Origin of the sequence: Bacillus paranthracis (assembly GCF_024296885.1) — a bacterium.
Lineage (GTDB): Bacteria > Bacillota > Bacilli > Bacillales > Bacillaceae_G > Bacillus_A > Bacillus_A paranthracis.
This window is the reverse complement of sequence record NZ_CP101135.1, coordinates 4501083-4522222: the sequence shown is the minus strand read 5'-3', so window position 1 is coordinate 4522222 and position 21140 is coordinate 4501083. Positions and strand designations below refer to the sequence as shown.

Sequence of the window (21140 nt, the reverse complement as noted above, 5' to 3'; positions counted from 1 at the left end):
GATCCGGTGATGCCAGTGGGTCCGGTGCTTCCGGTAGATCCGGTGCTTCCAGTAGATCCGGTGTTCCCAGTGGGTCCAGTGCTTCCGGTAGATCCGGTGTTACCAGAAGGTCCAGTGCTTCCGGTAGATCCGGTGTTACCAGAAGGTCCAGTGATGCCAGTGGGTCCGGTGCTTCCAGTAGATCCGGTATTCCCAGTGGATCCAGTATTCCCGGTAGGTCCGGTGCTTCCAGTAGCCCCACTTTCTACTAAGACAATATAATCTGGAGATACATTAGGAAATCCTTGAGGTGCATCCTTTTTTACAACATAGCCGCTGCTCGTATAAGTAACAACTTGTCCGGCTTTATAGTTTGGAGCGGCTGCAAGACTAAAGGCGGTAGTACTTTGTAAACCAGCTCCTGTACCCCCAGTAGCGCCGGTAGCTCCAGTGGGTCCGGTACTTCCAGTGATGCCAGTGGGTCCAGTGATGCCAGTGGATCCGGTGATGCCAGAAGGTCCAGTGATGCCGGTAGGTCCGGTGATGCCAGTGGGTCCAGTATTCCCGTTAGAACCACTGGGGCGTCTGCCATCGCAACTAAAACAATTACGTCGGTACATGTATGTTCTCCTTTCTATATTTTGAAAATCTAGTTTTTAAAATAGAACTACTATATGTATATTAGAAATTCTATATTTTTGTGCGGTTGATTGTATAGTGTGTTTAGATTTTAACAGTAGGGTGAAAGTGTATTGTATATCGAATTTTTTTCTATTTTAAGTTTAGTAAAAAGAGATAGCTAAATTAGCTATCTCTTTAAAAATTTATAACCACCATTTTTCCTGTGGAACCAAAGTAACATCCACTTCAAAATTCTCTTTAAACCAATCATACATCAATGTTTCTTTCACTTACTACATACATTGTATATTGTTCATAATTTTCTGTATATATTTTAAAAGAAAAATGGTGGTACAATATATGAAGGATACGAGAAGAGAGGATGAAGATTAGAGTATGTACGTTACTGTAACAGAAGCAGCATATAAAAAGATTGTGGATACGATTCCAAATGAAGCGAAATATATAAAGTTATTTTACGATAATGAAGGTTGCGGTTGTGTAATGAGCGGAATTATCGATTTAGTAGCTGTAGCAGAAAAAGATGAGCGCGATGTGGATATCGAATCTAGCACAATGAATTTTATCGCAGATCGCACAAAGCTTGTATTTATGGATGATAAATTAACAGTTGATTGGCATGAAGGTGGAGGGACGTTTCAGCTGAAGAGCCCGAGCCAATTTTATAATCCAAATATGAAGTTACACGTTCGAGTGTAGTAAAGAAAAGGTGGTTCCAAAACGTATTTTGGAACCACCTTTTTTAGTGTATAAGTCGCTATATTTAAAAAATCGCTGATATAATTCGAGTTGCGCCGATATATTTTGAAAATCGCCGATATAATCAGAGTTGCGCTGATATATTCAGAAAATCGCTGATATAATTTCATGCCCCAAAACGTTTCATACAATAAAAAGATTTTTTCACATAATGAAATGTACATATGATTGAATTTTCTGTATAATCTTATTTGCGGAGGGGATACGCATGAGAAGATGGGGAATTGAGTTATTAATTTTAGCAGTCGTTATTATTTGGGGGATTAATTTTACGATTGCGAAATATGGACTTTTAGAATTTACAGCAATTGAGTTTACTGCACTTCGGATGATATCGGCGGCACCGCTTATGTTACTCCTTACATTTTTTATTGAAAAGTCGGTTTATATGGAGAGAAAAGATATACCTAGATTAATCATCGTTAGCGTTGTAGGTATTGTACTGTATCAAACGTTATTTATGGAAACTGTTAAATATACATCCGCTACAAATGCCTCTTTACTCATTTCTATTTCACCTATTTTTACAACTGTATTTGCGATTATCTTAAAACAAGAAAAGTTTTCTTCTCGAAAGCTTATCGGTTCGATTATTGCCTTTTGTGGTGCAGCCTTAGTTTTAGTAGCAGGGCATTCACTGGCTAGTTCTTTTTACGGGAATGGGATTGGACTCATTACATCAATATGTTGGGGGCTTTATCCTGTTTTAGCTGGTCCATTAATTAAAAAATATTCAGCGCTACGTGTTACCGCATGGTCAGCACTAGTTGGCGCGATTCCACTCTTGCTTTTAAGTGGACCATACGTATTTATAATGCCATTTCATATTACACATGGAATAACACTATTCGCTTTACTATATTCTATTTTCTTTGTAACAGTATTTGGTTTAGTAATGTGGTATGTTGGTGTTCAAAAAATTGGAGCATCACATACGATGGTATATATGTATATAACGCCACTTGTAGCTGTTTTATTTGCAGCTGTATGGGCAAATGAATACGTATCGTTTCAACAAATAATCGGTGGAATTATTATTTTCTTCGGTTTATGGTTTGTGAAATCGGAGAAAGTAAAAGTGCATTCTACTGTGGGGGAACCTATATCAAAATAGGAAAACAGATCACCTATGATCTGCTTTCCTATTTTTTTATTTTTGGTAAGAAGATGAGAAATAAGATCGCAGTAATAAGTGGAATTAAGTTTAAAAATGGAATACGGAAGAGTGTAATAAGAATAATACCCGGAAGAAGGACACCGAGGACAGCGTAGAAAATACTATGGTTTTTCGTGTACCAATATAATGAAAGTCCAATAAGTGCAGGGATAATAAGGTGAATGAGAGCCATTAAAAAATAAATCATTAGACGCCCCCTTTATTTGTGTACTTATTACATCATATCCGTATGTTCATAGATTGATATCAATTTTTTCATAAATGGACGAAAAATGTTTGAAAAAACGTCACAAATTATGGGGGGATGATCTTTGAAATCTTGTATAATATTATTTTCTAAAAATATTTAAACAACATAAACATACCGTTTATGTTGTTTTTAATTTGAGTGAAATGAATGTAAGTAGTATAGACTTGAAAAAATTTATTGTTGGATAGATAAAAATTACGGAAGAGGAGAACATCATGATTAGTATGTCATTAAGGTCGTTTAAAATTCAATCGTATTATATACTAGGTATTCTTTTACTAGGCTGGATGGTAACGCCGTTTTCAGCACATTTTTTAGGTGCAGGAATTGGACTTATCGTAAGTATGTATTGCGTTTGGCTTTTAGGGAGACGAATTGAGAAGCTTGGAGATAGTATCGTAAAGAAAACGAAAGCGCCGACGCTCGGTATGTTTAATCGTTTTGCCGCTGCTATTTTAGGCGCTATTATTATGTACGAAATTGAGCACCATATGGTAATGTGGGCATTTGCAGTAGGGATTATGGGCGGTTATTTCTTAATTGTTGTGAACTTAGGTTATTATAGTATGAAAGATGAAAAGGAACTAACAAAAAGATAAAAAGCCTCTTTTTAGATGGAATAGAGGATCTAGCGAGGGATAGAAGCGTTTAAATCCTTTTTTAGCTCCATACGTTGTGAAACTAGAGGGATGTAATTTATATGTTCGAATCCGTAAGTTGTATGTGTAAAAATGAATTTACCCTAGAATAAGGGATCCAGCGATGAATAGTACAACAGGAAGCGAAACGTTGCATAAAATATAGGTTTTTGCTTCCGATAAGTTAACATGAAATTACGTATTAGTATGACTTTTATGTTCTTTAAAAAAGTTGGATATAATACAAAAAACTATTCCGGTAATTAGAATAATATATTTTATCGTTTCACTTGTATGCTCAAATAAATGAACGTTAAGCATTACAAGTCCCCAAAACATTTGAATCGCTCCATAACTGAATAAATTTTTTCCTGTACGAGAAAATTTTTCCATAGGTTTCATCCCTTCCTATATATGTAAATTATATCATGAAAAACTAAAAACAAATAACTATAAAGTGAAAATTATGTAAATTAACAAACGAAGTCACAGATGAAGAGAGTAACGTTTCACTTTATATAAGATATAGAAAGAAGCTTACGTAAAAAACGTAAGCTTCTTTTTTATGTAAGTGTGTGTAACCGTTAAGCCGCATTGGGTTTTGTCGGTGAGTACGCGAAACTTTACGGTTACACGACACTTATTCATATGAGTAAAGGGTTATTCCAACAGAAAGTTTGCGCTTAAGCGATTGGGCCGCCTAAGTTAATAATGTCTTCAGATACGCTGTCGAACTTTTTGAAGTTAGCTTTGAATTCATTTGCAAGTTCGATTGCTTTTGCTTTATAAGCAGCTTTATCAGCCCAAGTTTGTTCAGGCATTAACACTTCGTCAGGTACACCTGGTACGTGAAGTGGAACTTCAAGACCGAAGATGTCATGTTTAGCTGTTTCAGTTTTCGCAAGTTCACCGCTTAATGCTGCTTGAATCATTGCACGAGTGTAACCTAAGTTCATACGTTTACCAACGCCGTATTCGCCACCAGTCCAGCCAGTGTTTACTAAGAATACTTTCGCATCGTGTTTCTCAATTTTTTCACCAAGCATTTCAGCATAGCGAGATGCATCAAGTGGTAAGAATGGTGAACCGAAGCAAGTTGAGAATGTTGCTTGCGGAGATGTAACACCGCGCTCTGTTCCTGCTAGTTTACTAGTGTAACCACTTAAGAAGTGATACATAGCTTGTTCTTTTGATAACTTACTGATTGGAGGCAATACGCCAGATGCATCAGCAGTTAAGAAGATAATTGTATTTGGGTGTCCTGCAACACTTGGCAGTACGATATTGTCAATCGCATGCATAGGGTATGCAGCACGAGTATTTTCTGTTAAAGTAGTATCGTTATAGTCTGCGATACGCGTTTGGTCATTAATGATAACGTTTTCTAAAACAGATCCAAATGTGATTGCATCGAAAATTTGTGGTTCTTTCTCGTGAGAAAGGTTTACACATTTCGCGTAGCAACCGCCTTCAATATTGAATACACCGTTATCAGACCAACCGTGCTCATCATCACCGATTAATTTACGGTTTGGATCAGCAGATAATGTTGTTTTACCTGTTCCAGATAAACCGAAGAATAATGCTACATCGCCTTCTTCACCTACGTTTGCAGAGCAATGCATAGAAAGGATATCTTGTTCAGGTAATAAGAAGTTCATAATAGAGAAGATTGATTTTTTCATTTCTCCAGCGTATTCTGTACCACCAATTAGTACGATACGTTTTTCGAATGAAACCATAATGAATGCTTCAGAGTTTGTACCGTCAACAGCTGGATCAGCTTTGAAATTCGGTGCAGAAACAATTGTGAACTCTGATTCATGAGTTGTTAATTCTTCTTCAGTTGGACGAATGAATAGTTGATGTACAAATAAATTGTGCCATGCATATTCATTAATAACTTGAATTGGTAGGCGGTAATTGCGGTCAGCGCCTGCAAATCCTTTGAAGACGAATAACTCTTCTTTCTCTTTTAAGTATTCTAAAACTTTCGTATATAATTTATTAAAATGTTCTTCAGAAATCGGTTGGTTCACTGCTCCCCAAGCAATTTTGTCAGCAACCGATGCTTCTTTCACAATAAATTTATCTTTAGGAGAACGTCCTGTATATTTTCCAGTTGAAGCAGAAACGGCACCAGTCGAAGTTAATTTCCCTTCATTTCGCATTAATACTTTTTCCACTAATTGCGGAACACTTAGTTGAATCTGTGCATTGCTTCCGTTCAATAATTCGTGTAAACCAATTTGGACATTCACAGTACTCATATTTATATACCATCCTTTTCATTTAATGAAATATTTCTCGTAATCCCCAATAAGAGTATAACACAATTATATAAATAATGTATACTATTTATTTCTTTTTGTTTGTGTGAATACATTATTTCCTTATTAATATTTCATTTTAGGCGCATTGAGAAAAACTTTCACGAAAATGTGAATATTAATTGACAAATGAATATCATTTCTTTAGTATAGGTTGGGACGGATACTCTCTTATCCCGAGCTGGCGGAGGGACAGGCCCGATGAAGCCCAGCAACCTCACTTGTATTGGTAAACACAAGTGAATAGGTGCTAAAACCTGTGCGAGGCTACAGGTCTCGAACGATAAGAGCGAAGGGCAAAAAGCAGTATGCAAGTAGCAAATTAAACCTTTCCTCTCTATTATGTAGGAAAGGTTTTTCTGTATGCTTGTGTGGGAGAATAAATGTATGTCGCAATCTGTGGCAAATTAAGGATGAGTTCCGTACAATATATACAATTACTGTAGGGAGGTTTACCACATGACAAAAAAACGTCATCTGTTCACATCTGAGTCTGTAACTGAAGGACATCCAGATAAAATTTGTGACCAAATTTCTGATTCAATTTTAGATGCGATCTTATCAAAAGACGCAAATGCACGTGTAGCTTGTGAAACAACTGTAACAACTGGTTTAGTATTGGTAGCGGGGGAAATTACGACTTCTACTTACGTAGATATTCCAAAAATCGTTCGTGAAACAATTCAAGGCATTGGTTACACACGCGCAAAATACGGATTCGATGCAGAAACTTGTGCAGTTTTAACATCTATCGATGAGCAATCTGCTGACATCGCTATGGGTGTTGACCAAGCGCTAGAAGCACGCGAAGGTCAAATGACTGACGCTGAGATTGAGGCAATTGGTGCAGGAGACCAAGGTTTAATGTTTGGTTTCGCATGTAATGAAACACAAGAGTTAATGCCACTTCCAATCTCGCTTGCTCACAAATTAGCTCGCCGTTTAACTGAAGTACGTAAAAATGATACATTATCATACCTACGTCCGGATGGAAAAACGCAAGTTACAGTTGAGTATGATGAAAATGGTAAACCAGTACGTGTTGATACTATCGTAATTTCTACACAACATCACCCAGATGTTACATGGGAAGAAATCGATCGCGACTTAAAAGAGCACGTAATTAAAGCTGTAGTACCAGCAGAATTAATCGATGGAGAAACGAAATTCTTCATTAACCCAACTGGCCGCTTCGTAATTGGTGGACCACAAGGTGATGCTGGTTTAACAGGACGTAAAATCATCGTTGATACTTACGGTGGATACGCTCGCCATGGTGGCGGTGCATTCTCTGGTAAAGATGCAACGAAAGTTGACCGTTCTGCAGCATATGCAGCTCGTTATGTTGCGAAAAACATCGTAGCAGCTGGTCTTGCTGAAAAAGCAGAAGTACAACTTGCATACGCAATCGGTGTAGCACAACCAGTATCAATTTCAGTTGATACATTCGGCACTGGTAAAGTATCTGAAGACGTATTAGTAGAACTAGTTCGTAACAACTTCGATCTTCGCCCAGCTGGTATTATTAAAATGCTAGACTTACGTCGCCCAATTTACAAACAAACTGCAGCTTACGGCCACTTCGGACGTACTGATGTAGATCTATCATGGGAACGTACAGACAAAGCTGCAGCTTTAAAAGAGCAAGCTGGTCTATAATATATGAAAAAAAGCTTTGCGCAGTGAGCGCAAAGCTTTTTTTATATATAATTACGTTGGAATAAAGCGAAGAATTCAATATCATGCCAAGTGCCATTGCGGAATATAGCTTCTTTACAAGTTCCTTCATGTTGAAAACCGAGCGATTTATATAATTTAATTGCTCTATCGTTAAAAGAAAATACTCGTAAAGAAAGGCGATGTAAATTTAATTCTAAAAATGCATAATCCAATAATAAGATGAAAGCTTCCTTCCCATAACCTTGCCCCCAGTAACTCTTGTTACCAATATCAATAATACATTCAGCGTTTCGATTATACGAATCAATATGAATTAAAGAAGTAATACCAATTGAAAGATGCGTAGCTTTTTCTTCAATGATATAGCTCTTAGAGTTCGGAGAATGAATAAATTGCTGGCAAAGTTTTTCTGTGTCTTGAAGGGAATATTTATCAAGAGTGAGAGTAGTTGAACTCATAACGTCCATATCATTATGCCATTTATAATATGTTAGAATATCATCTTCGGAAAACTTTCGTAACTGGATACGGTTTGATTCAAACAATGTAAGTCCCCCTTTTGTATTTACTATTTTTTGTTCATTATTTCAACACAAGAGCTACAATAAATCTCTCCTTCTAGCTCAATATACTTTTTCATATTCGTCATGCCATTTGCCGGAAGCGGCATATGAATCCATGCTTTTTCATATGTTTGTATTTCTTTTTGGCATGATTTACAAACAGTTGGCTTTTTTTGAAACATGTGAAATTAACTTTTCATTTGACGTGCTTTGCCCGCACAAAATGCACTGCTTAGTAAAAATAGCGTGGCGCATATAATACTTACTAATGTAGCGTATGGAATTGCGCCTTTTAGAGAAAAGCCGACAGTGATGGAAGCGATAAATAAGAGGATGAATGTTGTTGTTAATTTTTTGTATAGTTCCATAATAGGTAGACCTCCAATTTATTTTTTAGTACAAGTTTTAAAATTGAATTCTATGTATGTAGAAAATATAAAGAGTAGCTAAAGGTGTGTAGTCTAAGGAGTATAAGAAAGTACACTTTCCTTTTTGTGGGTTATTATACTTATATTGTATCATGGCGCATTGTTGGCTTCATACATAATTGTGTAAAGATATGTATGATAAAATGAAGAAAAGTCTTTAAGAAAGGAAAGATGAAAAAATGAGCGTAACCGAACATAAAAAACAAGCGCCCAAAGAAGTGCGCTGCAAGATTGTAACAATTTCCGATACACGTACAGAAGAGACAGATAAGAGCGGACAACTATTACATGAACTATTAAAAGAAGCAGGCCATACAGTGACTTCTTATGAAATTGTGAAAGATGATAAAGAAAGTATTCAGCAAGCTGTGTTAGCTGGTTATCATAGGGAAGACGTAGATGTTGTATTAACAAATGGCGGAACTGGTATTACGAAACGCGATGTGACGATTGAAGCAGTATCAGCGTTATTACATAAAGAAATTGTCGGATTTGGTGAGTTGTTCCGCATGATTAGTTATTTAGAAGATATCGGAAGCAGCGCAATGTTAAGTAGAGCAATTGGTGGTACAATTGGGCGCAAAGTAGTCTTCTCGATGCCAGGATCGAGCGGAGCGGTTCGCCTTGCGATGAATAAATTAATTTTACCAGAACTAGGTCATATTACATTTGAGCTGCATCGCCAATGAGTAAATGGGCTGGAATTGTGTTAGCAGGCGGTATGTCGAGTAGATTCGGTGAGCCGAAAGCGTTAGCGAGCTGGCAAGGTAGTACGTTTATTGAGCATATTTTGAAATTGATGACAAGTGCGCTCCAAGAAGTTGTAGTCATTAGTCATTCTCATATAAAAGAGCGAGTAGAGCAACTCGTACAAGTTCCTGTTATAGAAGATATTCCGCATTATAAAGGGAATGGACCACTTGCAGGCATTGTATCAGGAATGGAATACATAGAAGCAGATTGGTACGCTATTATGCCTTGCGATGCGCCAAATGTTTCGCATGAATGGTTTACCATTTTACTGGAGCAAACAAGTAATAATTATGATGCGGTTGTACCTATTATTAATGGAAGAAAACAACCGTTACTTGCAGCGTACCATAACCGCGTGAAAGAAAAGATTTATGCTTTGCTCCAAGAAGAAAAAAGAAGTATGGGTCAGCTTTTATCACAATGTAATGTGAAATATATTGCTGGTGAAGATATACAAGCAAATGCGGATTGGTTTATAAATGTGAATACGAAAGAAGAATATGTGCAGGCTCAAAAAGACCTTTCAAATGAATGAAAGGTTTTTTTGTATACAGAAATTGGGGAACAATTACTGTATAAAGGTATGTGAGTAAGTTGATTTTAAGGGGAATTCTTAAAATCACTATACAGTTAAAATACTGTATAACCATATATTAATTTTTATGGGTTTTTATTACAAGTCTATTTGTTTATGTTTGTTTTTGTTATAATGAATATAGAAATAATATAATATTTCACCTTGTGTATCATTTATTTAAGTAAATTTTACAATTGTATAATAAACTCCCTTCGTTTTTTGAAGGGAGTTTTTCTATTTAAGCAAGTAACTCTGATGCGTTATGCTGAAGGACTTCTTCATATTCGTTAAGCAAGCCACGAAAGATCTCATCCCAGCTTTTTGATTTCGCATAAGATAAAGCTGCTATTCCCATCTGCTTAAGTTTTTCTTCATTTTGCAATAAAAAATAAATGGATGATAGAAATGCGTCCTCATTTTTTGGGGGACAAAGAACTCCCGTTTTTCCATCTGTAATAATATTTTTAACCCCGCCACTATTTGCACCGATGACAGGTGTGCCGCATGCAAGCGATTCAAGTACAACATTTCCGAATGTTTCAGTGGCTGATGGAAATACCATCAAGTTAGAACAAGCGTATGCTTCAGCTAAATCCCCGCCTTGTAAATAGCCAGTAAACGTGACATTTGTTTGCGGAACAGTTTCACGCAAATTTGTTGCTAGAGGACCGTCTCCTGCTATAAGCCAATGAATATCGTTTCGAGTATGCGTTGATTTAACGATAAGATTTTGCAACGTATCAATATCTTTCTCAGGAGCAATCCGTCCAATATAGGAAAGGACGTACTTTGCTGTAATATTATATTTTTTTCGGAATAGGTCTGTATTGTAAGCTGGATGAAAGAGATTACAATCTACACCACGTCCCCATATGGAGAGGGCTTGAAAACCTTTATGTTTTAATTGATGTAATGTTTCAGGGGATGGAACGAAATTTTTTTGCATATGACTATGAAACCATTTTAAATAGTTCCAAAGCATATTGGAGAGAAATTCGATTTTGTAATAGCGTAAATAAGCATCGAAATCAGTATGATAAGAACCGACAACTGGTATGTTTAACTTTTTCGCATAATACAATCCACAAAGTCCCATGTTGAAAGGTGTAGCAATGTGAATTATGTCAGGTTTAAAGGAAAGAAGTTCTCGTTTAATGCGCGGAGTAGGAAAAGAAAAGCGACATTCTGGATATAATATTGTTAACGGGATACTTCTCATCTTGTTCACATTCGCTACGAAATTATCTTCAGCTGTATGCTGAGGTGCGAAAACAGAATAGGCGATATTTTCTTTCTGAAAATATCGTGTTAACCGCTCTAACGTTTTCGCAACCCCGTTCACTTGTGGCGTAAAAGTATCGGTAAAAATGGCGACTCTCATCATATCACTCCTTTATGTGAAAAGTGGGATGAATTGATAAAAAGAGATGATGCCAGAGCAAGTGCCGAGGCACATACCGACGAATACATCAGATGGATAGTGAAGCCCTAAATAAATGCGAGAAATACCGACGCATAATGCTAACGGTAATAGGAAAATAAGTAAGCTTGGATTATAGCAAATAAATGGAATAAAGACAGAGAAAACGGCTGTTGTATGACCAGACGGGAAAGAGTGGTCTTGTAATGGATGGACTGGATATTTTGCATCCTGAATTGTTAAATAAGGACGTTTTCGTGGATACCATCTTTTTAATATTTGCACAGGGACATGGCTAATTGCTAACGAAATAGCAGTTGCAATTGCAGCTTGATGCAAAGTTCCATCTGCGAAAATTAAAAAGAACAGTGTGAGTGCGATAGAGAAAGTCGCGCCACCGATATGAGTAATATTGCTGAAAAAGATATTTAACGTTTTTTGATCAAAGTAGCGGTTAATTCCTTTGAAAATGTAACATTCTATTTTATACAGTCCACTGACCTTCATGAAAATTCTCCTCCCTCGTTTACATATATATGGAGATATTAGCTTTTATTTTAATAAGATTTTGTTGAGCGAGTAATAATGTTTTGTAAAGAAAAAGTTAGATTTTATATAAAAAAGCTGCCAGTATTATGGCAGCTGTAAAATCATTTTTGTAGTGATTTATAATATTGGCCTTTTTCAACGTATTGCGTGCGAATTCGCTCCATGTCTTTACGGTCTTCTTCTGTTAACTCACGAACGACTTTCGCTGGACGACCGAAAGCTAATGTATTCGGCGGGATTTTCTTTCCTTGTGAAACGAGGCTTCCAGCACCGATAAAGGCTCCTTCGCCAATTTCAGCACCATCTAATATAATAGATCCCATTCCAATTAAAGCGTCTTTTTTTATATGACAGCTATGTAAAATCACTTGATGCCCAACTGTAACATCGTCTTCTAAAATAAGAGGATATTGCGGGCTTTGATGAAGTGTACATTGATCTTGTACATTTACCCGGTTACCAATGATTGTTGGTGATACGTCGCCTCGGATGACTGTATTAAACCAAATACTTGATTCCTCGCCAACTGTCACATCACCAGTAATGGTTACGTAGTCAGCGATAAAAGCACTACTCGCAATTTTCGGATTTTTTTCTTTGTAAGGATATATCATGTAAAGCCTTCCTTTCCTAGAGACTAGTTTCAGTGTATCAAATTATGAGAAAGAGTGAAATGGAGGAGGTCCGTATGTGGAATTATGAAGCGGAGGAAGCAAAGGCTGTAATCGTTATTGTACACGGCGCAATGGAATATCACGGGCGTTATGAAGCCGTTGCGGAAATGTGGAATCATATCGGCTACCACGTTGTGATGGGGGACCTTCCGTCACATGGAACGACTTCAAGAAATAGAGGACATATTGATTCATTTGATGAATACATAGAGGAAGTTAAATTATGGGTGAAAGAGGCAAGAAAGTATAGGTTGCCTATCTTTTTATTTGGTCATAGTATGGGTGGTCTTATCGTCATTCGTATGATGCAAGAAACGAAAAGAGAAGATGTAGATGGCATTATTTTAAGTTCGCCATGTTTAGGCGTATTAGCTGGACCTTCTGCACCGCTGCAAGCTGCCTCAAAAATATTAAATATTATTGCTCCAAAATTGCAATTTGCAACGAATCTTACAGTGGAAATGTCAACTCGTAATCATGAAGTGAGAGATGCGATGGAGAATGATTCATTGTTCTTGCGCAAAGTATCAGTACGTTGGTATAGTGAATTGATTAAGTCTATCGAAATGGCTCATAAGAAAATAAACGATTTTCCAGATGTTCCGCTCTTGCTAATGCAAGCATGTGAGGATAAACTTGTAGATAAAACACGTGTCCGCACTTGGTTTGATAATGTTAAAATAAGTGATAAGGCTTTTAAAGAATGGCCGAATTGTTATCATGAGTTATTAAATGAGTATGAGCGCGACGAAATTTTGAATTATATTCAGTCATTTACTGAAATACGCATCAATAACATAATAGAAACAAATAAGTAAATTATTTGTACATTGAATAGAGGAGATGAAGGAAGAAGTGAACGTACCGAGTAATCCCATAACGCTCATGGCGAAAGTATACCGTGATGTGTTTCCGGTTGTACACCATGAGCTAGCGATGTGGAAAGAGCGTGCCTACCATATTCCGAATGATGAGCTTCATAGTCAGGCAATCGCAAGTATTGAGCATAAAACGTTTCATTGCGAAGGCGGTGGCATTTTAGCATTATTAGCAAATGAACACCGTGAGGAATGTATTCGTTTTATCGTAGCGTATCAAACTATTAGCGACTATTTAGATAATTTATGTGATCGCAGTACATCACTTGATCCGAATGATTTTGCCGCACTGCATGAGTCCATGTTAATGGCATTATCACCTGAAGTAGAAGGTGGCGGTAATTATTATCGCTATCGTGATGATCAAGATGATGGTGGTTATTTAGACGAACTTGTTGAAACATGCCAAGATGTTTTAAAGAAAACGAAGCACTATGACAAAATTGCTCCTATTCTTCATGAACTTGCTTGTTATTATTGTGATTTGCAAATTCATAAACATGTGAAATTAGAAGAAAGAGAACCACGATTACAAACATGGTTTGAAGCGCATAAAGAAAACTTACCGGAGATGAGTTGGTTTGAATTTTCAGCATGTGCCGGTTCTACACTTGGAATCTTCTGTCTTGTCGCATATGCCTTTCATGATGAATTACATGATGAAGATATTGCGAAAATTAGACAAGGATATTTTCCTTACGTACAAGGACTTCATATCTTACTTGATTATTTTATTGATCAAGAAGAAGACCGCATCGGCGGGGATTTGAATTTCTGTAGTTATTATGAAAACGAGCAAGTGATATTAGATCGTATGAAACATTTTGTAGAAGAAGCAGAGAAGAGCATTGGTGATTTGCCTCATGCGAAGTTTCATCGTCTCATAAGCCGAGGATTACTTGGTATTTATTTATCAGACCAAAAAGTATCAGCACAAAAGAATATGCACAAAATGGCACGGCGCATTGTAAAATACGGTGGTCTCACTTCACGATTCTTCTATTGGAACGGGAAGATGTACCGAAAGAAAACGGCGCAGTGATGAAGAAAACCACTCATGTAGAGTGGTTTTTTGTTATAATATGGTAAAGGTGGTGGCAGAAATGAAGAGATTGTTTCAAAAGCTATATGACCATATTGAGGTTACATTACTCGTGCTACTTTCCATTTCATTTGTAACTGGAATGTATATAATGATGAATAAAGCCGGTGGTCCTACAACGATGGATTATGTAGCTCAAGTTATTATTGTATTGATTATTATAGTAGATATTGTCTTTTTAATAAGTGGTAGAAAAAAAGAAAATAGTAAATAAAAAGCATTTGTACACGGTAGTACAAATGCTTTTTATTATGATCGTATTTTTGAAAATACATATATAAGAAGTTCAATCACAAAAATAGCTAAAACAGATAGTCCGAATAAAGGCATGACAGCGCCTAGTATAACCATCATGATAAAGAAAACGATTATGCTTTTCTTATCTCTTTGCTTTGGCGGTGCTGCTAATTTCCCTTTCGGCTTTCTTGCTAACCACATTTTTATTCCGTAATAAATGAGAAGTAATAAAGATAATGTCGTTAGTAAGCATAATATTTTATTGGGCCATCCGAATAAATGACCTTCATGAAGCGGGATACCGTAAGTGAACCATTGTGCAAGTAATCCATAATCACGATAGTCCGTTTTGGAAATAAGTTCTCCGCTATATTGATCAAAGTAAGCTGTTATTTCTTCATTTGGTGCGACGTGCATACCTGTAATACCAGAACCGCTCGATTTCGAAACAGTGAACACACCTTTTGGATCAGCTGGTAGTGAAATAACATATGGTTTCTTTATTTTAATTCCGTTTCGCAATTCATCGACAGAAATTGCTTTTGGCTCATTCGAATTCGATTCAGGAGGTGCTTCTTTTCTAGTTGCCCACGGCAATTCTTTTACCTTTGATTCAGGCGGTGCCATATACAATTTCGGATATCCGAGTGATTCATTTGACGATGCAATTTTATAAATTTGGTTACCCATAAATCCTGACCATGGCAACCCAGATGCAACTAACAAAACGAGAGGAATTGTAAATATAATACCGATAATAGAATGACGTCGTTTTGCTTTTTCTCGCTTATTGGATGCCGGTGTGTTTTTGAATTGGCGTATACTCATATACAAACCAGTTACAATTAAAAAGATTGTCCAACATGCCGCAAGTTCTACAGTATAGTTGACGACAGTGCCACCAACTAAAAGAGAACTATGTAATTCACGCATTATATTCGCAAACGTTTCATTTGCATTTTGATCCCCAACAATTTGATTATTGCTATCTAAATACACATACTTTTGTTGTCCAGTATACTCATTTGCAATCGTAAGTCTCGTATTGTAATCCCCATCAAACTCACTAATTTTCGCCACACTATAATGTGGATATTTTTTCTCTGTTAAGGAAATAGAATCAGCCATCGAAATAGATTCTGTTTGAGCACTCTTCCCAAAATATAAATCTTTATAGATGAAATCCTCAACCTCTTCCCTAAATAAATACCCAATTCCGCTCAGTGACAACGTAATAAGAAGCGGCGTAATAAAAAGCCCAGCATAAAAATGCCAACGCCAAAAAATGTAATGAAGCGAACGATTTACTTTCATGCTCTTAGTTCCCCTAACCTTCCCTATATGAATAACTACTTATTTAATATAGCGAGATTAAGTGTGATTACTTTGAAAGAATTGTGAAGAAAGTTAAAAGTTTTTAAGGATTTTTATGGGTGAGACATACAATACGCAATGCAAAGCTTAGTTGAATGAATCAGCTCTTCATTTCCTTTTTGTAGCCTGATTTGAAGCGCTTTTTGAAAACAAGTAAGAGCGGTGTGGAAGTCACCTTCATCTAATTTACTTTTTCCGTAATGTTGGTAGAAAAAATCTTCATAAGCGGGTAAGTCTGGCAGTGTTTGTAGAAGTTCGGCAAAGATTGTATTTGCAGCAGAAAAATTTCTTTCCCAATGATATGTATGTGCGAGGCGAAGTTTGTTAATAAAGAGCCCTTGGATGTTGTCTGTTTGTGTGTAATATTCAATGGCCTCCAGTAAGTAATACTTACTGTCAGAAAGGTTGCCAACGATTCGTTCATAAACACCGATTAATCCGCAGTTTTTTCCGTATAACGATTCTTTATGTAAATGTTCTTTCAAAAATACAATCCCTTGCTTCATTTCAGCAAGGGATAAAGGTTTTTCTCTAAGGTTTTCGTCAAATGTGTATCCCATTTCAAAAGGTATATTCACTGGGGCCTCCTTATATTTCCTACATACATCCTAACAACCGCTTTCGCAAGACATTGAGAGGAATCAACAAAATCCTCACTCGCCACCACATTCAAATCGGTACATGCGATAATGGCGGTATCGACTTCATCTCTCAATTGTAAAACGAGCGCATTCCACAATTCGTGAGCTTCTTCAAGCTCTCCAGATTTAATCCAAGTAATGATTTGATTAATCATTTCCTGCCATTTTTCATGATGAATGTACTGTATATCACGTTTTGTAATCCCATCTTGGTAAATCCCAGCTTGAACAGTTGCTTCTGTTGCAAGAAGAGCGACTCTTTTTACGTTTTTAGGAATTGTTTGTAACGTTTCATCGACTATATTTAAAATCGGGATAGAAAGAGATTGCTGTAATTCTTCAAAATAAAGATGCGCTGTATTGCACGGCATAGCGATAAAGTCTACGCCAGTACTTTCAAGTTTTTGTGTGCCTTTAATAATCGCTTTTTTCATCGCTTCGTGATCAATAGGGCGATCCATGTAAAACGGGGTTGGGCACGAATAAATCATCATATGAGGAAAGTCTATATCATGTTTTGCTCCGTATATTGTTTGGCATTCTGCTACAACTGTATCGACGAATGGTCCAGTTGATTTTGGCCCCATTCCTGCTAGTATTCCGATCATTATTTCGTCTCCTTCAATATGTAATTAAAAACGTTTTTTGCGAACGATAAAAAGAAATAAGGTAAATAATAAAAATGAATATATGATAGCCCAAGCGGTGAGCCATAGCGTGTGAGTCAGTATATTATATTTGTATTGTCCAAGCATGAGAAAGCTTTCGACAGGTGGTAAAAACCATAGTAACTCTTTTTTAAACCGGATAGATGCAATCGTTATAAGCAATATAAATGTAAGACTAAGCCAAGCGGTGCTTGCTTTTGGAATCATATTTCTAGTAAATAAAGATGCGATTGAAATTCCAAGTATAGAGAAAGACATATGAGCGAGAAATCCGACTAAAAATAAAGAAACTGTCATTTTTTCATTAAACATTTGCAAAATAATTGGGTAGATTACGGATATAAAAGATAAAACAGTACAAATGAGAAGAGCTGTAATATATTTCCCTACATATAGTGCGGAAATATTATTTGTGTGAGAAATCGTAATTTGTTCTTGTACAGGATCTTCCGTATGAAAAATTGTGACCGTAATCCAAGCAGATAATAAATAAAGCGCGAGAGCTGTTTCTAAATATGTCGGTACAATAGGAGTCGGTTTATATGCATATACAAAAAGTAAGCTCATGAAGTACATCGCAATAGAAGGGACGTACTTATACGATTTTGTATAGTCGAGAAAGTGATAACGAATAAGAGCAAACATAATAAACCTTCTTTCGATTTAAAAGTTAGGTTGTAGCAGTGTGATAGATGCTTTTTTATGCAATAAAAACTGAAGCATTTCGTTTGTATATTCTTTTTCAATTTGTAATTGAATAAGGTTTTGATTTGAATTGTGTGCAACGTGTATAAAACCGGATTGTTTTTGTAGTTCTATCGCTGAAAATGTGTCGTGAACGATTGCTTCAATATAGACTTGTTCTGCCCCTTTTTGTACAAAAGTATCTACTGTGATTGTATGATTTGTTAACGTCACAATTCTATCGGCGAAGTTTTCTAATAGTTGTTTTTCGTGACATGTGAAGAGTATAGATATGCCTTGGTGTTTTAATGAGAGTAAAATATGTTCTAATTCTTGCTGAGAGTTCGGATCGAGCCCAGAAAGCGGTTCGTCTAAAATTAATAAATGTACGTCCGTAAGTAATGCTTGCATAATGCCTGTTTTTTGTTTCATACCTTTTGAAAAGTTTCGTACAACGGAATGCCTTGCATGAAGTAAATGAAACCTTTCAAGAAGCAGCGGAATTTTATCTTTTACATATTTTGTTGATAAACCGTGAATGCGACCGAGATGATATAGATAATCTTCTAATGTAAAACGAATCCCTTCAGGAAAATGTTCAGGTACATAACCGATTTGTATATGTTCTTTCCTCTGAATTGTCCCTGCCGTATGTGAAATAAAGCCTGCAATTATTTTGAGTAGAGTACTTTTTCCAGTCCCGTTCCCGCCAACAATGGCGAGTGCTTCTCCTTCTGGAATGGATAAATCAATGTTGTCTAGTATAAGTGATTTGCCATACTTCTTTTGAATTCCCTTTAGTTCTACTAGCAAAGTTCTATCCTCCTATACAGTGTATATATCCATTATATAGGAGAATAACAAAAAGACGTGCAGTAAGTGCACGTCTTTTTTTGTTATGTTTTGTCGATAAGTCGATATAGTGTGTCGAATCGTCGATATATCGAAAAAATCGTTGATATATTTTAAGTTACGATAGATATAATTGAAAAATCGTCGATATATTTATCGCTTCTCAATCGCCACAATAAATGGCGGGTTATTTTGTTGGTTAATGAAGCCGTAGCGCAGTACGTGTGCTTGTTTTTGGTCTAATTCTTCGGCAAATTTGAGAACAGCGTCCCGTTCTACTTGTCCTTCTGGATGTCCGTGGTAAATAACAAGGACGATGATTCCTTCAGGTGCCATTACTTCTAGTAATTGTTCAATTGCCGAAATTGTTGAGTTCGGTTTTGTAACGATATGCTTGTCTCCGCCTGGAAGATAACCTAAGTTGAAAATTGCGCCTGTTACTTTTCCTTTTGCATCTTCTGGTAATACGGATAGCAGTGTATCGTGACTATCGTGAACTAAAACAGTACGTTCGAAAAGTTCTTTTTCTTTTAGACGAGTTGTTGAGCTTTCAATTGCCTCTTTTTGAATATCAAATCCAAATACTTTTCCGTTATCGCCAACGATTTCAGCTAGGAAGCAAGTGTCATGTCCGTTTCCTAAAGTTGCATCTACAGCGTAATCGCCTTCTTTTACTGCCGTTTGCAAGAGAGTGCGAGCAAACGGTAATACACGTTCTAATTTCATTTTTGTTTCTCCTCATTTGCATATTTTCCTTGCCAGCTTTCGCGGCGTACAAATTCTGCATCGATGGAATTTAATACTTCCCATTTATTTAAGCTCCACATTGGACCAATCATTAAATCAGGTGGACCGTCACCTGTGATGCGGTGCACAATTACGTCCTCTGGAATGATTTCAAGTTGATCAACAACGAGACTTACGTAATCCTCAAGAGAAAGGAACTCGAGTTGTCCTTTTTCATATTGTTTTACCATTGGCGTTCCTTTTAATAAGTGAAGTAAGTGGATTTTAATTCCTTGTACATCAAGCTTCGCTACTTCACGAGCTGTCTCCATCATCATATCGTAATCTTCAAGTGGAAGGCCGTTAATAATATGAGAGCAAACTCGAATACCATGCTTACGTAATTTATTTACGCCTTCAACGTAAGAAGGATAATCGTGAGCGCGGTTAATAAGGTTTGCAGTTCGTTCATGAACAGTTTGTAATCCGAGTTCAACACAAAGGTATGTGCGTTTATTTAAGTCCGCTAAATATGCAACGACATCGTCTGGTAAACAATCTGGACGAGTTGCGATAGAAAGACCGACAACGTCTTTTTCAGCTAGAAGCGGTTCGAATTTTTCTTTTAATACTTCAAGTGGTGCATGTGTATTTGTGTAAGCCTGAAAATAAGCGATACATTTTCCATCTTTCCACTTTGAGTGCATTTTTTCTTTCATTTCATGATATTGCGTTATAACATCATCGCGGCGATCGCCAGCGAAGTCACCAGATCCAGCAGCACTGCAAAATGTACAACCTCCATAAGCAACTGTACCGTCACGGTTCGGACAATCAAAGCCCGCATCTAATGAAACTTTAAAGATTTTTTCACCAAATTCATTTCGTAAATGGTAATTCCACGTATGATAACGTTTATTGTCGTTTGTATATGGAAAAGGGTTTTGAACCTTCATTACTTTCCCTCCTAAGCCGAGTCAAAATGAAACAAAATCCATTATAACATACTCATAAGGTTCATATGGAAGGGACACACTAAAGGGGAATTGAAGCAAGGAGGGACAATTATGGCAGAGCGTCAATCACTTGAATCGTATATTACACAAGCGGAACAAGCGGTGGAATATGCGAAAGAACAACTAAATCTTGGTATGAGACAAGAGCATTATAATACGATGGAGTATTCGGATGCGCAGTTACAATTAGAACAAGCATATAACGATTTACAAACGATGCAACAACATGCGAATGATGAGCAACGTGAGCAATTAAATAGAGCACGTATGGCAATTCGCCAATTGCAACATCAAATGATTATTACACCGCACTAATAAGGAGTGAATGTAATGGCGAAACGTTCAGATCAAAATAATCCAGAACAAAAAACGCAAAATGGACATAACGCTGAGTTTTCAAATGAACTTGATCCGATTGTGCAAGTGAAGCAGCGTAATAGTAAAAAAGGACAACCTCAAAAATCGAAACAATCAGAGTAAACCAGGTCGCAATATGACCTGGTTTTGTTTTGCTATATGACAATAATGTAAGATTTCTGTAAG

General features: G+C 36.7%; 28 protein-coding genes and 1 riboswitch. Of the genes, 12 read left to right on the top strand and 16 right to left on the bottom strand.

Translation table 11 applies throughout. From position 1 onward, the window contains the following. Positions 1-429 precede the first annotated feature (429 nt). The 3 genes from NLJ82_RS28700 (at position 430) to NLJ82_RS23405 (ending at position 2494) form a co-directional block, all read left to right on the top strand. Positions 430-624 (top strand): hypothetical protein, encoded by a 195-nt coding sequence (locus NLJ82_RS28700; protein ID WP_088294454.1) that lies wholly within the window; start codon positions 430-432, stop codon positions 622-624. A gap of 372 nt (positions 625-996) precedes the next feature. Beyond that, complete coding sequence (locus NLJ82_RS23410) at positions 997-1320, top strand: iron-sulfur cluster biosynthesis family protein (protein ID WP_000289578.1); 324 nt, start codon at positions 997-999, stop codon at positions 1318-1320. A gap of 268 nt (positions 1321-1588) precedes the next feature. Beyond that, entirely contained in the window at positions 1589-2494 is a 906-nt protein-coding gene (locus NLJ82_RS23405; protein ID WP_001255399.1) for a DMT family transporter, read from the top strand. 28 nt (positions 2495-2522) lie between these two features. On the opposite strand, the gene NLJ82_RS23400 is transcribed toward NLJ82_RS23405, so the two are convergent. Further along, positions 2523-2744: a hypothetical protein gene (locus NLJ82_RS23400; RefSeq protein ID WP_000639042.1), complete on the bottom strand. Its 222-nt coding sequence runs from the start codon at positions 2742-2744 to the stop codon at positions 2523-2525. Positions 2745-3022: 278 nt separating this feature from the next. On the opposite strand from NLJ82_RS23400, the gene NLJ82_RS23395 reads away from it, so the two are divergent. Continuing rightward, the gene (locus tag NLJ82_RS23395; RefSeq protein WP_000624930.1) at positions 3023-3406 is read left to right on the top strand and encodes an ATP synthase subunit I; all 384 of its coding nucleotides are present in this window, start codon (positions 3023-3025) and stop codon (positions 3404-3406) included. Positions 3407-3640: 234 nt separating this feature from the next. Here NLJ82_RS23395 and NLJ82_RS23390 read toward each other — a convergent pair whose 3' ends face one another. After that, entirely contained in the window at positions 3641-3838 is a 198-nt protein-coding gene (locus NLJ82_RS23390) for a hypothetical protein (protein WP_000410605.1), read from the bottom strand. Positions 3839-4128: 290 nt separating this feature from the next. Further along, a complete protein-coding gene (gene pckA, locus NLJ82_RS23385; protein ID WP_000108804.1) occupies positions 4129-5715 on the bottom strand; it encodes a phosphoenolpyruvate carboxykinase (ATP) in 1587 nt (528 codons plus the stop codon). 228 nt (positions 5716-5943) lie between these two features. Further along, a riboswitch (SAM riboswitch) is annotated at positions 5944-6065 on the top strand. 169 nt (positions 6066-6234) lie between these two features. Here pckA and metK point away from each other — a divergent pair. Continuing rightward, positions 6235-7434 (top strand): methionine adenosyltransferase, encoded by a 1200-nt coding sequence (metK, locus tag NLJ82_RS23380; RefSeq protein WP_000163125.1) that lies wholly within the window; start codon positions 6235-6237, stop codon positions 7432-7434. A gap of 41 nt (positions 7435-7475) precedes the next feature. Here metK and NLJ82_RS23375 read toward each other — a convergent pair whose 3' ends face one another. From NLJ82_RS23375 to NLJ82_RS23365, 3 genes are read right to left on the bottom strand one after another with little or no spacing between them, the layout of a single operon-like run. Continuing rightward, positions 7476-8000 (bottom strand): GNAT family N-acetyltransferase, encoded by a 525-nt coding sequence (locus tag NLJ82_RS23375; RefSeq protein WP_000464129.1) that lies wholly within the window; start codon positions 7998-8000, stop codon positions 7476-7478. Positions 8001-8023: 23 nt separating this feature from the next. After that, complete coding sequence (locus tag NLJ82_RS23370) at positions 8024-8200, bottom strand: hypothetical protein (RefSeq protein ID WP_000486791.1); 177 nt, start codon at positions 8198-8200, stop codon at positions 8024-8026. A 6-nt stretch (positions 8201-8206) separates the two neighbouring features. Next, complete coding sequence (locus NLJ82_RS23365; protein WP_000424796.1) at positions 8207-8386, bottom strand: hypothetical protein; 180 nt, start codon at positions 8384-8386, stop codon at positions 8207-8209. Between the two features lie 239 nt (positions 8387-8625). Between NLJ82_RS23365 and NLJ82_RS23360 the strand changes: the two genes are divergently transcribed. Both NLJ82_RS23360 and NLJ82_RS23355 read left to right on the top strand, forming a co-directional pair. Beyond that, positions 8626-9135, top strand: coding sequence for a MogA/MoaB family molybdenum cofactor biosynthesis protein (locus NLJ82_RS23360; RefSeq protein ID WP_000117134.1), 510 nt, complete (start codon positions 8626-8628; stop codon positions 9133-9135). Then, positions 9132-9734, top strand: a complete 603-nt coding sequence (locus tag NLJ82_RS23355; RefSeq protein ID WP_000049464.1) for a molybdenum cofactor guanylyltransferase — start codon at positions 9132-9134, stop codon at positions 9732-9734. Before NLJ82_RS23360 ends, NLJ82_RS23355 begins: the two co-directional genes overlap by 4 nt. Positions 9735-10014: 280 nt before the next feature. Here the strand turns inward: NLJ82_RS23355 and NLJ82_RS23350 are convergent, their stop codons facing one another. The 3 genes from NLJ82_RS23350 to NLJ82_RS23340 all read right to left on the bottom strand — a co-directional run bounded on the left by NLJ82_RS23350 (position 10015) and on the right by NLJ82_RS23340 (position 12359). Next, entirely contained in the window at positions 10015-11157 is a 1143-nt protein-coding gene (locus NLJ82_RS23350; protein WP_001261636.1) for a glycosyltransferase family 4 protein, read from the bottom strand. A 12-nt stretch (positions 11158-11169) separates the two neighbouring features. Beyond that, complete coding sequence (locus NLJ82_RS23345) at positions 11170-11703, bottom strand: phosphatase PAP2 family protein (RefSeq protein WP_000868576.1); 534 nt, start codon at positions 11701-11703, stop codon at positions 11170-11172. A 143-nt stretch (positions 11704-11846) separates the two neighbouring features. Next, entirely contained in the window at positions 11847-12359 is a 513-nt protein-coding gene (locus NLJ82_RS23340; RefSeq protein ID WP_000640212.1) for a gamma carbonic anhydrase, read from the bottom strand. A gap of 74 nt (positions 12360-12433) precedes the next feature. Here NLJ82_RS23340 and NLJ82_RS23335 point away from each other — a divergent pair, with 74 nt between their 5' ends. From NLJ82_RS23335 to NLJ82_RS23325, 3 genes are read left to right on the top strand one after another with little or no spacing between them, the layout of a single operon-like run. After that, on the top strand, positions 12434-13237 hold the full coding sequence (locus NLJ82_RS23335) for an alpha/beta hydrolase (RefSeq protein ID WP_000267415.1): 804 nt from the start codon (positions 12434-12436) through the stop codon (positions 13235-13237). A gap of 37 nt (positions 13238-13274) precedes the next feature. Then, a complete protein-coding gene (gene tbcS / locus NLJ82_RS23330; RefSeq protein WP_001102457.1) occupies positions 13275-14339 on the top strand; it encodes a tetraprenyl-beta-curcumene synthase in 1065 nt (354 codons plus the stop codon). A gap of 40 nt (positions 14340-14379) precedes the next feature. Then, complete coding sequence (locus NLJ82_RS23325; protein WP_140418901.1) at positions 14380-14613, top strand: hypothetical protein; 234 nt, start codon at positions 14380-14382, stop codon at positions 14611-14613. Between the two features lie 35 nt (positions 14614-14648). On the opposite strand, the gene NLJ82_RS23320 is transcribed toward NLJ82_RS23325, so the two are convergent. The 7 genes from NLJ82_RS23320 to mnmL all read right to left on the bottom strand — a co-directional run bounded on the left by NLJ82_RS23320 (position 14649) and on the right by mnmL (position 20537). Further along, the gene (locus tag NLJ82_RS23320; RefSeq protein WP_000867799.1) at positions 14649-15950 is read right to left on the bottom strand and encodes a PepSY-associated TM helix domain-containing protein; all 1302 of its coding nucleotides are present in this window, start codon (positions 15948-15950) and stop codon (positions 14649-14651) included. 113 nt (positions 15951-16063) lie between these two features. Then, entirely contained in the window at positions 16064-16570 is a 507-nt protein-coding gene (locus tag NLJ82_RS23315; RefSeq protein ID WP_012644663.1) for a hypothetical protein, read from the bottom strand. A gap of 14 nt (positions 16571-16584) precedes the next feature. Continuing rightward, entirely contained in the window at positions 16585-17259 is a 675-nt protein-coding gene (locus NLJ82_RS23310; RefSeq protein ID WP_000579300.1) for an aspartate/glutamate racemase family protein, read from the bottom strand. A 24-nt stretch (positions 17260-17283) separates the two neighbouring features. Continuing rightward, on the bottom strand, positions 17284-17964 hold the full coding sequence (locus NLJ82_RS23305; protein ID WP_000457778.1) for a hypothetical protein: 681 nt from the start codon (positions 17962-17964) through the stop codon (positions 17284-17286). 18 nt (positions 17965-17982) lie between these two features. After that, positions 17983-18816, bottom strand: a complete 834-nt coding sequence (locus NLJ82_RS23300; protein ID WP_000959710.1) for an ABC transporter ATP-binding protein — start codon at positions 18814-18816, stop codon at positions 17983-17985. A gap of 192 nt (positions 18817-19008) precedes the next feature. Next, positions 19009-19581, bottom strand: coding sequence for a tRNA 5-(aminomethyl)-2-thiouridylate-methyltransferase MnmM (mnmM, locus tag NLJ82_RS23295; protein WP_000764489.1), 573 nt, complete (start codon positions 19579-19581; stop codon positions 19009-19011). Continuing rightward, positions 19578-20537 (bottom strand): tRNA modification radical SAM protein MnmL/YtqA, encoded by a 960-nt coding sequence (mnmL, locus tag NLJ82_RS23290; RefSeq protein ID WP_000868013.1) that lies wholly within the window; start codon positions 20535-20537, stop codon positions 19578-19580. Before mnmL ends, mnmM begins: the two co-directional genes overlap by 4 nt. A gap of 111 nt (positions 20538-20648) precedes the next feature. Here mnmL and NLJ82_RS23285 point away from each other — a divergent pair, with 111 nt between their 5' ends. Continuing rightward, the gene (locus NLJ82_RS23285) at positions 20649-20912 is read left to right on the top strand and encodes a YtzC family protein (RefSeq protein ID WP_000840873.1); all 264 of its coding nucleotides are present in this window, start codon (positions 20649-20651) and stop codon (positions 20910-20912) included. Positions 20913-20927: 15 nt separating this feature from the next. Beyond that, the gene (locus NLJ82_RS23280; protein ID WP_001129340.1) at positions 20928-21077 is read left to right on the top strand and encodes a hypothetical protein; all 150 of its coding nucleotides are present in this window, start codon (positions 20928-20930) and stop codon (positions 21075-21077) included. Positions 21078-21140 lie beyond the last annotated feature (63 nt).

Bases quoted from the DNA above. Each gene is read 5' to 3' on its own strand.
- NLJ82_RS23345 (WP_000868576.1), bottom strand. From the start codon at position 11,703: ATGAAGGTCAGTGGACTGTATAAAATAGAATGTTACATTTTCAAAGGA.
- NLJ82_RS23400 (WP_000639042.1), bottom strand. From the start codon at position 2,744: ATGATTTATTTTTTAATGGCTCTCATTCACCTTATTATCCCTGCACTT.
- NLJ82_RS23335 (WP_000267415.1), top strand. From the start codon at position 12,434: ATGTGGAATTATGAAGCGGAGGAAGCAAAGGCTGTAATCGTTATTGTA.
- NLJ82_RS23305 (WP_000457778.1), bottom strand. From the start codon at position 17,964: ATGTTTGCTCTTATTCGTTATCACTTTCTCGACTATACAAAATCGTAT.
- NLJ82_RS23390 (WP_000410605.1), bottom strand. From the start codon at position 3,838: ATGGAAAAATTTTCTCGTACAGGAAAAAATTTATTCAGTTATGGAGCG.
- metK (WP_000163125.1), top strand. From the start codon at position 6,235: ATGACAAAAAAACGTCATCTGTTCACATCTGAGTCTGTAACTGAAGGA.
- NLJ82_RS23395 (WP_000624930.1), top strand. From the start codon at position 3,023: ATGATTAGTATGTCATTAAGGTCGTTTAAAATTCAATCGTATTATATA.
- NLJ82_RS23285 (WP_000840873.1), top strand. From the start codon at position 20,649: ATGGCAGAGCGTCAATCACTTGAATCGTATATTACACAAGCGGAACAA.
- NLJ82_RS23410 (WP_000289578.1), top strand. From the start codon at position 997: ATGTACGTTACTGTAACAGAAGCAGCATATAAAAAGATTGTGGATACG.
- NLJ82_RS23315 (WP_012644663.1), bottom strand. From the start codon at position 16,570: ATGGGATACACATTTGACGAAAACCTTAGAGAAAAACCTTTATCCCTT.
- NLJ82_RS23405 (WP_001255399.1), top strand. From the start codon at position 1,589: ATGAGAAGATGGGGAATTGAGTTATTAATTTTAGCAGTCGTTATTATT.
- NLJ82_RS23370 (WP_000486791.1), bottom strand. From the start codon at position 8,200: ATGTTTCAAAAAAAGCCAACTGTTTGTAAATCATGCCAAAAAGAAATA.
- NLJ82_RS23320 (WP_000867799.1), bottom strand. From the start codon at position 15,950: ATGAAAGTAAATCGTTCGCTTCATTACATTTTTTGGCGTTGGCATTTT.
- NLJ82_RS23340 (WP_000640212.1), bottom strand. From the start codon at position 12,359: ATGATATATCCTTACAAAGAAAAAAATCCGAAAATTGCGAGTAGTGCT.
- pckA (WP_000108804.1), bottom strand. From the start codon at position 5,715: ATGAGTACTGTGAATGTCCAAATTGGTTTACACGAATTATTGAACGGA.
- NLJ82_RS23310 (WP_000579300.1), bottom strand. From the start codon at position 17,259: ATGATCGGAATACTAGCAGGAATGGGGCCAAAATCAACTGGACCATTC.
- mnmM (WP_000764489.1), bottom strand. From the start codon at position 19,581: ATGAAATTAGAACGTGTATTACCGTTTGCTCGCACTCTCTTGCAAACG.
- mnmL (WP_000868013.1), bottom strand. From the start codon at position 20,537: ATGAAGGTTCAAAACCCTTTTCCATATACAAACGACAATAAACGTTAT.
- NLJ82_RS23365 (WP_000424796.1), bottom strand. From the start codon at position 8,386: ATGGAACTATACAAAAAATTAACAACAACATTCATCCTCTTATTTATC.
- NLJ82_RS23355 (WP_000049464.1), top strand. From the start codon at position 9,132: ATGAGTAAATGGGCTGGAATTGTGTTAGCAGGCGGTATGTCGAGTAGA.
- NLJ82_RS23360 (WP_000117134.1), top strand. From the start codon at position 8,626: ATGAGCGTAACCGAACATAAAAAACAAGCGCCCAAAGAAGTGCGCTGC.
- NLJ82_RS23350 (WP_001261636.1), bottom strand. From the start codon at position 11,157: ATGAGAGTCGCCATTTTTACCGATACTTTTACGCCACAAGTGAACGGG.
- NLJ82_RS23280 (WP_001129340.1), top strand. From the start codon at position 20,928: ATGGCGAAACGTTCAGATCAAAATAATCCAGAACAAAAAACGCAAAAT.
- NLJ82_RS23325 (WP_140418901.1), top strand. From the start codon at position 14,380: ATGGTAAAGGTGGTGGCAGAAATGAAGAGATTGTTTCAAAAGCTATAT.